An 11316-nucleotide genomic window follows, 5' to 3' on the forward strand; every position below is an offset into this window, starting at 1 on the left:
CATGATAATTGTATAATGAATAGGTTTTTTTGTAGTAAGGAGGGAATAACATGGCACGTAAATGCGTTATTACTGGTAGAAAAACTCGCTCAGGTAATGCTCGTTCACACGCAATGAACGCTAATAAACGTACTTGGGGCGCAAACCTTCAAAAAGTTCGCATCTTAGTAAACGGTAAACCTAAAAAAGTATATGTATCTGCTCGAGCATTAAGATCAGGTAAAGTTGAGAGAGTTTAATTATACGCTCACTTTTTTACATCCTAGCTAATTTTTCATATGAGAATTAGCTAAGAAAAAAAGCACCGAAGCTACGGTGCTTTTTTTCTTAATCCTTTTTAAACGAACCGAGCATAGCTCGAACAATTCCCCCTAAAAACTTCGGTAGCTTAATCGTATAAAATTTCATTGTTTCCCTCCTCAACCAAATCATTAAACATGCTTTTTAGCTTGTTCAAAGGTTCTTAAGACGCCAATTTCTTATTTACATTACGTAATTACAATATGACAATCGAATAAAATGTGAATAGCTAAATCATCATTTTTTAGACAATAAATGTTATCAGTTCTATAGCATTATATTCATCATATAAAAGAAAAATGACGTTTGAACCTATTCCTTTGGATCCACAAGGATTAATCTCGACTTCTTACCATTAATAATATGCCTTCTAGAAAAGAAAAAGTACCTTGTTCACAAATGAGTTCGTTACTTATACATAATGTAGAACCCATCGTGATATGACAATTATTTAACGGATATTTAAAGCCTATTAATGTGATTCCTTTTACTTCCTGACTTACGGGGATAAAGGAAATATATTTCCAATCCTTGTGCTTCATTATTGTATATGTACCAGGTCTATAGAGGGTGATTTGATTTTGGCAATCTATTAATTCAATTTTCGTGTCAGTAGACAATCCCATTAATAATAGATGAATATTAGCAAGTAGATGATCTAGTCTTCCGCCTGTTGCACCGAATAATTGAATCAATTTCGGTTTTTGAGTTAATGCCCATTCCAATGCAAGCTCAGTATCTGTTTTATCTTTTTCAGGAGGATAAATGGATATATTTTGTTGTTCTTCTGTTAAACTGAATTTTTCATTCTCAGAAATGGAGTCAAAATCACCAAAAGCATAGGCTAGTGGTAAGCCACATTCTTTCACGTAAATGGTTCCTTTATCGATCCCAACCCAAGTCACATCTTGATGATTGAAATTATTTAAATATGGAAGATTTTCTTTTGGTCCCCCAGCAACTAAGGCTATTGTCTTCATAGTACTCTCCAAATTTTTATTTATATTATTATCTTAATAATGATTGTTTACAAGCCAACTATTGAATTATGTATGAATAGCAAAAAGTCTGACATAAAATTATGTCAGAACTTATTATGCTTATGAAAGAACAGCTTGCTTTAAATGTTGAATAGCCTGATGTCGATCAGATTTGTTGTATATAGCAGAGCCTGCCACTAAAACTGTTGCACCTGCATCAACACATTGTTTTGCGGTTTCTTCGTTAACCCCGCCGTCTACTTCTATTTCAATTGATAATTGCTTTTCTTTAATAATCTTTGATAATTGACGAATTTTTGGTAATACTTGTGGGATAAATGCTTGACCACCAAAGCCTGGATTTACTGTCATTAGTAAAACCATATCAACATCTTCAAGGATGTGGATAATTGACTCAATTGGTGTATGGGGATTTAAAACAACCCCTGCCTTTATTCCTTTCGATTTAATTAATTGGATTGTCCGATGAAGATGTTTACACGCTTCAACATGGACGGTAATAATATCTGCTCCAGCGCGAACAAACTCTTCAATAAATTGATCAGGCTGTTCAATCATTAAATGAACATCCAATGGTAAGCTTGTAATTGGACGAATGGCATCGACAATGAGCGGACCAATTGTAATGTTAGGTACAAAGTGACCATCCATTACATCGATATGGATATAATCAGCTCCGCCCTTTTCTACATCCTTGATCTCCTCTCCTAGCTTTGAGAAGTCTGCAGATAAAATAGATGGTGCAATTTTAATCATAATTAGTACCTCGGCTTTCTATCTTTTATTTCCTCTACAAAAGTTAAGTAATGATCATAGCGGTATTTCGGTATTTCTCCACTTTCAACGGCAGCTTTTATGGCACATTTCGGTTCCTTGACATGAGTACAACCACGGAACTTACAGCTATTGCTTCGTTCTTTCATTTCTGGAAAGCAATATGTTAAGTCCTCAACTTCAATTCCCGTGAAATCTAATGAGCTAAACCCTGGTGTATCTGCAACATAGCCTGTTCCTATTGAAATTAATTCCACATGTCTTGTTGTATGTTTTCCACGGCCAAGATGAGTAGATATATCATTTGTTTTCAAGCCTAAATCTGGGCGCAAAACATTTAATAATGATGACTTCCCAACACCAGATTGCCCAGCGAAAACGGATATTTTTTCATCTAATAAAGGATGAAGATCATCTAAAGAATTGCCCTCAATTGTCGATGTTAACAATACTTGATACCCAATATTCTGATAATCCTTCGCATAATCCTCAACGCTTTTTTGAACCTCACTTGAAGCGATTAAATCGGTTTTACTAATGACGATAATCGGCTCAATATCGTTCGCTTCAATTAATACGAGAAAACGATCAAGAAGAACCGAACTAAAATCAGGCTCCACCGCAGAAAAAACAAGGATTGCTTGATCGACATTACTTATAGGCGGCCTAACTAGCTCATTTTTCCGATTATATACATCTAAAATATATCCTTCCTTATCGTTTTCTGCTTGATACTCTACTTCATCACCAACTAGTGGGGTAATTTTATTTTTTCGAAAAACTCCTCTGCCTCTGCATTGGATGACTCTCTCCCCATCTTGCACGTAGTAAAAACCACTAAGAGCCTTTACAATTTTCCCTTGTGGCATGAATAACCTCCTTCCAGCTTTTTCATCTCATATCGTTATCTATTGCCCTAGCTAAAAGCTTTATTAATCCTCTGGATATTGGATACCCTCTGATTTGACTACTTTGTTATCTATTATTATCTGATAAATAGCCTCTCCACCAGGCTCAATTGTAAACTCTAAATTTCGCACCTCTGGACCGGTTATTTTAAAGGTATCGTAAGGCTCGCCGAATGAATGCTCTGCATCACCTATATTAATAATGACCTCTAGCTCCTGTCCTTCTTCTTGAGGATTATATGGAATATCAACCGTTTTCGTTACCTTTTTTAAAGGCTTTTCTTCTGGTCCAAGTGAATAAACCAGTTGTAACGTTGTTTCTTTAGGTATTACCTCGCTCCCAGCTTTAGGTAGCTGGGATATAACGTGACCTTTTTCAACGTCTTCTGAATATTCCTCAGACTCACTTAGTTGAAAACCATGTGTTCCAGCATATTCTGCTACTTCTTCCTTACTTTTCCCTGCTAATTCTTCTATTTTTACTAGCTTTGGCCCAGAGCTAACTGTTAAGTACAGCGTATCTTCTGAAGGGATAATTTCATCTCCAACCTCAGGAGACTGCGTTAGGATCGTCCCTGCTGATTCGGTTTCACTCGACTCTTCTTTCACATCAATTTTTAATCCCTTTAGCTCTAAAATTGATCTCACTCTGTCGATATTTCTTCCTACATAATCATCAAGTACGATTTTTTCCTTTCCAGTACTTTTATAAATGATAATCGTTGCTCCTTCTTTTGTTACGACTGATGCTGCTGGGTCTGTTTTAATAACATCCCCCTCTTCGATTTCTTCATCAGTCATTAGCACAGGATCACCGATTTCAAATTTTTTCTCAGTTAAAATTTCAACTGCTTCTTCATATGTTTTCCCTGAAACATCTGGAACTTCGATATCTTTTGGTAACAGCAGTGAAGGAACAATCGTCAATGCTGCAACACCTGCAGCTATCAATACTAGAAAAGTTGTAATGATAAAAATAGCTAGCTTACTCTTTTTCTTTTTTGGTTTATCTTTTTTTGCTTTTTTCTTTTTAGAATTTATTTTTTCTTGATTTTGTTCATCCTCTTGGTTACCTACTGGTGAATGGATGATTGTATCGTCAATTTTATGCTCATGAAGATTTTCTTTCGTAATAATTGGTATTGCTTTTGTCGCTTCGTCATCATCAGGTATAGTAAATCTTTCTTCGGACAACCTATTAACATCAAAGACAGTCTCTAAATCTTTTTCCATTTCCTCTGCTGAATGGTAACGATGGAAAGGATCCTTAGCAGTTGCCTTCAAAATGACATTTTCTAAGCTTTGTGGAACATCTGGATTCCAGCGTCTAGCAGAAGGAGTAGCAGACTGTAAATGTTTCAATGCGATCGAAATGGCCGATTCACCATCAAATGGCAAACGTCCTGTTAATAGTTCAAAGAGAACGATACCTATTGAATAAATGTCTGATTTTTTATTTGCCAGCCCACCTCTTGCCTGTTCTGGTGACAAATAGTGGACAGAGCCTAAAACAGAGTTTGTTTGTGTAATCGTAGTAGAGCTAAGCGCTGTTGCAATTCCGAAATCTGTAACTTTTACATTTCCCTCGTGATCGATAAGAATATTGTGTGGCTTAATATCACGATGAATAATATGATTATCATGTGCGTGTTGAATTGCCGAAACAATTTGCGTCATGATATGAACAGCTCTTCTTGGATTAACCGGTGAAAATTGTTGTATGTATTGCTTTAAGGTTTGCCCCTCAACATATTCCATGACGATATAATAGATTCCATCTTCCTCACCCACATCATAAATGCTTACAATATTAGGATGTGCTAAGCTTGTTGTTGATTGGGCTTCTCGTCTAAATCTTTTAATAAATTCATCATCATTGGAAAAATCAAAACGAAGAACTTTCATCGCAACTTCTCTTTCTAGAATCATATCACGGGCTAGATAGACATTTGCCATTCCCCCCCCGCCTATTACTTCTAGAATTTTATAACGACCACTAATACGTTTACCAATTAACAAGGCTCTTCACCTAATTCATGATTTGCCGTCATTTTCACTAGCACTAATGAAATATTATCTTCCCCACCATTTTCATTAGCCATGTTCACAAGGTTATTCCCAATTTCAGGAAGGGTAAGAGCGTTTGAAAGTTCAGATTGTAATTCTTGATCATTTACTTTATTAGATAAACCATCAGAGCAAATAAGAAGGATATCATCTTGTTCAAAATCAATTGTTGAAAGGTCTAATTCAACTGATTGTTCGGTACCTAACGCACGGAGTAAGACATTTTTACGGGGATGATGTTCTGCATCCTCTCTCGTTATTTGTCCCGACTTTACTAATTCATTAACTAATGAGTGATCTTGTGTAATTTGTTTAAATCCAGTCTTGTTTAATAGATAACAACGACTATCACCGATATGTCCAATTGTAACAAAATCGTTAGTCACAACGGCTCCAACTATCGTTGTTCCCATTCCTTGACAATCTGGATTAGTTAATGAATGTTCATACACCGCTTTATTCACTTCATCTACAGATTTTGTAAGCCACTCTTCCGCAGCATTAGGGCTTTCAATACGTTCAACTTGCTCCCATAAGCCTTTAAATGTAGAAATGGTCATTTGACTAGCGATATCACCAGCCAAATGCCCTCCCATACCATCTGCGACAATGGCTAAAATACCTGCATCACTCTTAAATACACCAACAGCATCTTCATTATGTTGTCTTACTTTTCCCCTATCTGACAAATAAAAAGTTTCCACCTTGGTCACCTCGTCTCCTCTTTGCGCTCCTTAGCTCGAAGTTGTCCACATGCTGCATCAATATCATGGCCTTGCTCTCTTCTAGTTGTAACATTAACACCATGTTTTTTTAACGTATCTTCAAATAACTTAATTTGTTCCTTTGGAGTCCGTACATAATTTCTTTCAGGAACATAGTTAACCGGAATTAAATTAATATGACATTTGATCCCTTTAACCAATTTAGCTAATTCCTCAGCATGCTCAACCTGATCATTTTCGCCACCAAATAGTCCATATTCAAAGCTTATACGTCGACCTGTTTTATTTACATAATATTTGACAGCTTCCATTAGGTCAGGCAACTTATACGCTCTATTTATCGGCATTAGTTTTGAACGTAATTCAGTATTTGGTGCATGTAACGAAATCGCAAAGTTAATTTGTAATTGTTCATCCGCAAATTTATAAATCTTTGGAATAATACCACTAGTTGAAACAGTAATATGGCGAGCACCGATGTTTAGACCTTTATCATGGTTGACAATCTTTAGAAATGACATCATTTCATCATAATTATCAAATGGTTCACCGATCCCCATGATGACGATATGACTAACTCGTTCTCCTAATTCATCAAGTGCCTGTTGTACTTTTACGACCTGAGCAACGATTTCTCCTGCTTCTAAATTACGTTTTAATCCTCCTAAAGTAGATGCACAAAATGTACAGCCAATTCGACAACCTACTTGAGTCGTTACACATACAGAATTACCATAATCGTGTCTCATTAAAACCGTTTCAATTGAATATCCATCATGAAGCTCAAATAAAAATTTAATTGTTCCATCTTTAGATGTTTGTTGAATTAATGTATTCAACGTTGTTAAAGTGAATTTTTCATTTAATAGCTCTCTTAAATTTTTCGATAAATTTGACATATCGTCAAAGCTTGAAACACGTTTTGTGTAAAGCCAATCAAAAATTTGATTAGCTCTAAATGATTTTTCACCATTTTCTGTCAACCACGCCTCTAATTCATGCAGCTCCAATGAATATATGGATGGTTTACTATTTATTTCTGCCTTTTTCGCCCTTGCTTTTTTCATTTGTTCCATTATTAACCCTTCTTTCGTAAACTTGCGATATAAAACCCATCGGTGCCAAAATAATGTGGAAGGATTTGAACCTCACCTTTATTTATATATGGACGAATTTTTTCAGGTAAATACGCGTTAACAGATTCAACACGACTAAATTCTTGATGATTTGCTAAAAATGCTTCAACAACATCTGAATTTTCTTCCTTATCTATCGTACATGTACTATAAACTAACACACCACCCTTTTTTAATAAAGGGGCAACTTCTTGTAAAATTTCCAACTGCAATTTGGCAAGCCTTTCGATATCCTCACTAGTTTTCATATATTTAATATCAGGCTTTCTCCGAAGTACACCGAAACCAGAACATGGTGCATCAACTAATATCCGATCAAAGCTTTCAGGCTGAAATCTTTCCCTAGCTTTCCTACTATCTAACGCTTCAGCTTGAATATTGTTAAGGCCAAGTCGATCAGCTTGTTGTTTAATAAGCTTAACCTTATGCTCATGTAAATCCAATGAGTGGACGATTCCACTTCCTTGCATTCTTTCAGCAATATGGGTAGATTTTCCTCCTGGTGCTGCACAAGCATCTAAAATCAATTCACCAGGTTGAGGATTTAACGCTCTTGCAACAAGCATCGAGCTTTCATCCTGGATTGTCAAGTTTCCTTCTGTAAAGGCTTCAGTTAACGCAAGATTTCCTTTTAAGCCTTTAATAGCATCTTCAGATAAGTCACCACGTTCTACAGGAATATCGTTTGCGTTTAATTGTTCAATTAAATCATTGACTCCTACCTTCATTTGATTTACTCGTGCCGTTTGTGATGGAGGAATTAAATTCGCTTCACACATTTTTTCCGTCTCGGAAAAACCAAATTGCTTCACCCATTTATCTACTAACCATAAAGGATGGCTTGTTCTTATCGCCAATCGTTCATTTTCATTAGTAATTTCATTTAGATCCGGTAAGCCTTCTCGTTGAATCGAACGTAAAACCCCATTAACTAAAGAGGCGATCCCTTTATGCCCTCGTTTTTTAGCGATTTCAACAGCCTCGTAAAGTACTGCACGATCAGGTACTCTGTCAAGATAGACCATTTGGTAAAGTGAAACTCTAAGGAGAATTTTCACCCAAAGTTCAAGCTTTTTTGCTTTTTTTATATAGTTAGCTAAAAAATAATCAAGAGTATCTCGTCGTTGTATCGTACCATAAACGATTTCAGTAAGAAGCCCGATATCTTTTTCATTTACTTTATGCTTTTTAATCATCGTGTTTAATAACAAGTTACTATACGCTTGATTCTTTTCTATTTGAAGTAATATTTCAACTGCTACATCTCTTACACTATTTAGTTGGTTTTTCTGTTTCATCGCCTAAAATATCTCCTACGGATATAGTTGTCCCTCTTAAGAAATCTTCTCCATTCATTTTCTTTTTCCCAGAAGGCTGAAGCTCGATTATTTTGATTGCAACATTGTTTCCTGTTGCGACAACGAAACCATCCTCTTCAACTTTTATGACTGTACCAGGGACTTCCTGATGATTTACTTGTACTTTCTCTCCCCACCACAATTTCAATAGTGAGTTGTTTAAATTAGTGAAAGCTCCTGGCCACGGATTAAGCCCTCTAATTTGATTGTAAATTTCCTCACCAGTTTTTGACCAATCTACTTTTTCTTGATCTCTTTTAATATTTGATGCAAAGGTTGCTTTGCTTTCATCCTGCTTTTGCGGAGTTATTTTTCCTTCTAAAAGCATTGGTAAAGTCTCTGAAAGAAGCTTAACACCTGCAACACTTAATTTATCATGGAGACTACCAACTGTGTCTCTTTCTGTAATCTCAACCTCCACTTGGGTAAGAATATCACCTGCATCTAGCTTTTCTGCCATATACATGATCGTAATACCTGTTTTATCTTTCCCTTGGAGGATAGAATAATGAATTGGTGCTCCTCCTCTTAATTCAGGTAAAAGGGATGCATGGACATTTATACAGCCATATTTCGGAGCTTCTAACAATTCCTTTGGTAAAATTTGTCCAAAAGCAGCTGTTACGATAAGATCCGGATTTAATGCTAGAACTTCTTCTACTTCATTGCGGATTTTCTCAGGCTGCAGCACTTTTAGACCATGCTTTTCTGCCTCGACTTTTACAGGTGGTGGTGTTAACGTTTTTTTTCGACCTTTAGGGCGATCTGGTTGGGTTACAACCCCTACTATATTATAGCCTTCAGCGACAAGATTTTTTAAAATAGGTACGGAAAAATCCGGAGTTCCCATAAACACGATTTTTGTCATTACATTCATCCTTCCGATTGTTCTAACTCATCTTCCTCGATGTATTTCTCTACTTTAGAGGTAAATAATACTCCATTTAAATGGTCGATTTCATGTTGAATTGCTCTTGCAAGAAAGCCTTCTGCTTCGATAAATTTCACTTTTCCTTTACGATTGAACGTCCGAACCTTTACATAGTTCGCTCTAGTCACTTCACCAAAAATTCCTGGAAAACTTAAGCATCCTTCAGGGTCAGTTTGTTTCCCTCTTGAATCGATGATTGTCGGATTGATTAATTCAATCGTTCCATGGTGATCATCTATATCTACAATAGCAATTTGCTTTGATATCCCTATTTGTGGTGCAGCTAGTCCAACACCATCATACTCAATCATCGTATCGTACATATCACCTAGCAGCTTTGCTAATTTCCGATCAAAGACTGTCACCTTTTCACATGGCTGTTCTAATACTTCTGCTGGATACATTACAATTGGTTTAACAGTCAAACGTATTCCTCCAAACTATCATTTTTCACATTTACATTAATGTATTAGGACTTAAATCTATTGAAATCATTAAATCATTTGAACTCATTTCTTGTTGATAATGCTCTAATATTTTTTGAAGTGTTTCATGCAGGTTTTTTTCTCGTTTGTATTTTACCATGCATTGGTATCGATATCTATCTTTGATACGCGGGATCGGCGAAGCGACAGGACCAAGGATTCTCGTTTCATTCCCTAAATTTCTTCGTAAAAAAATGGCGATTTCTTCTGTAACTGAAATAACCTTTGTGATATCAGGATGCGAGATTGTAAGAAGCACGATATAAAAATAGGGTGGATAATCATGGCTTTTCCTCAAGTGCATCTCTTGTAAATAAAACGCATCATAGTCATATTGACTCGCTAGCTCAATACTATAATGCTCTGGTGTGTATGTTTGAATGACTACTTCACCTGGGAGCTCATGTCTACCAGCTCTACCGCTTACTTGAGTAAGAAGCTGAAACGTTTTCTCTGATGCCCGGAAATCCGGTAAATTAAGCATTGTATCTGCCGTAAGTACACCAACTAATGTGACATCTGGAAAATCTAATCCCTTAGCAATCATTTGCGTTCCTAACAAAATATCTGCTTGTTTTTGCCCGAATTTAGTTAATAATTTTTCATGCGCACCCTTTTTACCGGTCGTATCCACATCCATTCTAATCACTCTTGCTTCGGGTAATACTTTAACAAGCTCTTCTTCAACCTTCTGAGTCCCGGTTCCGAAAAATCGAATATGCTCACTATTACATTCAGGACATCTACTAGGCATCACTTCTTCATAGCCACAATAATGACACTTTAATTGTTGACCACGGCGGTGATAGGTTAAGGAGATATCACAATGCGGACAGCCATTAACATAGCCACAATCACGACACATGACAAACGATGAATACCCTCTTTTATTTAAAAGCAAAACGGATTGCTCACCTTTTTGCAATCTGTCTGTTAATTTATCAAGTAATGACCGAGAAAACATCGAACGGTTTCCGCTTCTTAATTCCTCTCTCATATCAATAATTTCAACTTTTGGCATTTCTCTTTTATTTACTCGCTCTTTCAATGTAAGAAGCTTATAGACACCTTTCTTGGATCGGGCAAATGATTCCAATGTAGGTGTAGCACTGCCTAAAACAACAGGACAATTATGCAATTTTGCACGGTAAATTGCGACATCTCTTGCATGATACCTAGGGTTTTCCTCCTGCTTATAGCTTGATTCATGCTCTTCATCAATAATAACCATACCTAAGTTTTCAAATGGTGCAAAGATTGCCGATCGTGCACCAACAACGAGTTGAACTTCTTTCCGATGAATTTTTCGCCATTCATCATATTTTTCACCTGTAGATAATCCACTATGGAGGACAGCCACTTTTGAACCAAAGCGACCTTTAAAACGATGGACCATTTGCGGGGTAAGTGAAATTTCCGGGACGAGGACAATGGCTTCCTTTCCCACCTTTAATACTTCTTCAATTGACTGAAGATATACTTCTGTTTTCCCACTTCCTGTCACTCCATACATAAGAAAAACATCATGATGATTTTCTTTTATTGAATGAATAATCGGATCAATCGCATCCTTCTGTTCCTTGTTCAAAGCTAATGGCAATGTTTTTTCAAAATGTCGATCCTCATAAGGA

Annotated in this window: 12 protein-coding genes; 1 reads left to right on the forward strand and 11 read right to left on the reverse strand. The window is 36.4% G+C overall.

From position 1 onward, the window contains the following. Window positions 1-50: 50 nt before the first annotated feature. On the forward strand, window positions 51-239 hold the full coding sequence (gene rpmB, locus HU235_RS03850) for a 50S ribosomal protein L28 (protein ID WP_095298752.1): 189 nt from the start codon (window positions 51-53) through the stop codon (window positions 237-239). A gap of 88 nt (window positions 240-327) precedes the next feature. Here rpmB and spoVM read toward each other — a convergent pair whose 3' ends face one another. From spoVM to priA, 11 genes are all read right to left on the reverse strand, one after another. Next, a complete protein-coding gene (gene spoVM, locus HU235_RS03855) occupies window positions 328-408 on the reverse strand; it encodes a stage V sporulation protein SpoVM (RefSeq protein ID WP_003328987.1) in 81 nt (26 codons plus the stop codon). 227 nt (window positions 409-635) lie between these two features. Next, a complete protein-coding gene (locus HU235_RS03860; protein ID WP_145580910.1) occupies window positions 636-1280 on the reverse strand; it encodes a thiamine diphosphokinase in 645 nt (214 codons plus the stop codon). A 120-nt stretch (window positions 1281-1400) separates the two neighbouring features. Further along, window positions 1401-2057 (reverse strand): ribulose-phosphate 3-epimerase, encoded by a 657-nt coding sequence (rpe, locus tag HU235_RS03865; protein ID WP_095298756.1) that lies wholly within the window; start codon window positions 2055-2057, stop codon window positions 1401-1403. A 2-nt stretch (window positions 2058-2059) separates the two neighbouring features. After that, window positions 2060-2944 (reverse strand): ribosome small subunit-dependent GTPase A, encoded by an 885-nt coding sequence (gene rsgA, locus HU235_RS03870; RefSeq protein WP_145580908.1) that lies wholly within the window; start codon window positions 2942-2944, stop codon window positions 2060-2062. 63 nt (window positions 2945-3007) lie between these two features. After that, the gene (gene pknB / locus HU235_RS03875) at window positions 3008-5002 is read right to left on the reverse strand and encodes a Stk1 family PASTA domain-containing Ser/Thr kinase (RefSeq protein ID WP_174879384.1); all 1995 of its coding nucleotides are present in this window, start codon (window positions 5000-5002) and stop codon (window positions 3008-3010) included. Continuing rightward, window positions 4996-5754, reverse strand: coding sequence for a Stp1/IreP family PP2C-type Ser/Thr phosphatase (locus HU235_RS03880; RefSeq protein WP_174879387.1), 759 nt, complete (start codon window positions 5752-5754; stop codon window positions 4996-4998). Before HU235_RS03880 ends, pknB begins: the two co-directional genes overlap by 7 nt. Window positions 5755-5759: 5 nt before the next feature. Beyond that, window positions 5760-6851: a dual-specificity RNA methyltransferase RlmN gene (gene rlmN, locus HU235_RS03885; protein ID WP_095298766.1), complete on the reverse strand. Its 1092-nt coding sequence runs from the start codon at window positions 6849-6851 to the stop codon at window positions 5760-5762. Window positions 6852-6853: 2 nt separating this feature from the next. Then, window positions 6854-8209, reverse strand: a complete 1356-nt coding sequence (rsmB, locus tag HU235_RS03890) for a 16S rRNA (cytosine(967)-C(5))-methyltransferase RsmB (protein ID WP_174879385.1) — start codon at window positions 8207-8209, stop codon at window positions 6854-6856. Further along, window positions 8184-9137, reverse strand: a complete 954-nt coding sequence (gene fmt / locus HU235_RS03895) for a methionyl-tRNA formyltransferase (protein WP_145580905.1) — start codon at window positions 9135-9137, stop codon at window positions 8184-8186. Before fmt ends, rsmB begins: the two co-directional genes overlap by 26 nt. 5 nt (window positions 9138-9142) lie before the next feature. Then, window positions 9143-9625: a peptide deformylase gene (gene def, locus HU235_RS03900; RefSeq protein WP_095298770.1), complete on the reverse strand. Its 483-nt coding sequence runs from the start codon at window positions 9623-9625 to the stop codon at window positions 9143-9145. 31 nt (window positions 9626-9656) lie between these two features. After that, on the reverse strand, window positions 9657-11316 hold a 1660-nt coding region (gene priA / locus HU235_RS03905), incomplete at its 5' end, for a primosomal protein N' (RefSeq protein ID WP_174879386.1).

Source organism: Metabacillus niabensis (genome assembly GCF_902829255.1).
In the GTDB taxonomy this organism is placed as follows: Bacteria; Bacillota; Bacilli; order Bacillales; family Bacillaceae; genus Metabacillus; species Metabacillus niabensis.

Coding starts and splice junctions, on each gene's coding strand:
- fmt (WP_145580905.1), bottom strand. CDS start 9,137: ATGACAAAAATCGTGTTTATGGGAACTCCGGATTTTTCCGTACCTATT.
- rsmB (WP_174879385.1), bottom strand. CDS start 8,209: ATGAAACAGAAAAACCAACTAAATAGTGTAAGAGATGTAGCAGTTGAA.
- rpe (WP_095298756.1), bottom strand. CDS start 2,057: ATGATTAAAATTGCACCATCTATTTTATCTGCAGACTTCTCAAAGCTA.
- spoVM (WP_003328987.1), bottom strand. CDS start 408: ATGAAATTTTATACGATTAAGCTACCGAAGTTTTTAGGGGGAATTGTT.
- rlmN (WP_095298766.1), bottom strand. CDS start 6,851: ATGGAACAAATGAAAAAAGCAAGGGCGAAAAAGGCAGAAATAAATAGT.
- rpmB (WP_095298752.1), top strand. CDS start 51: ATGGCACGTAAATGCGTTATTACTGGTAGAAAAACTCGCTCAGGTAAT.
- rsgA (WP_145580908.1), bottom strand. CDS start 2,944: ATGCCACAAGGGAAAATTGTAAAGGCTCTTAGTGGTTTTTACTACGTG.
- HU235_RS03860 (WP_145580910.1), bottom strand. CDS start 1,280: ATGAAGACAATAGCCTTAGTTGCTGGGGGACCAAAAGAAAATCTTCCA.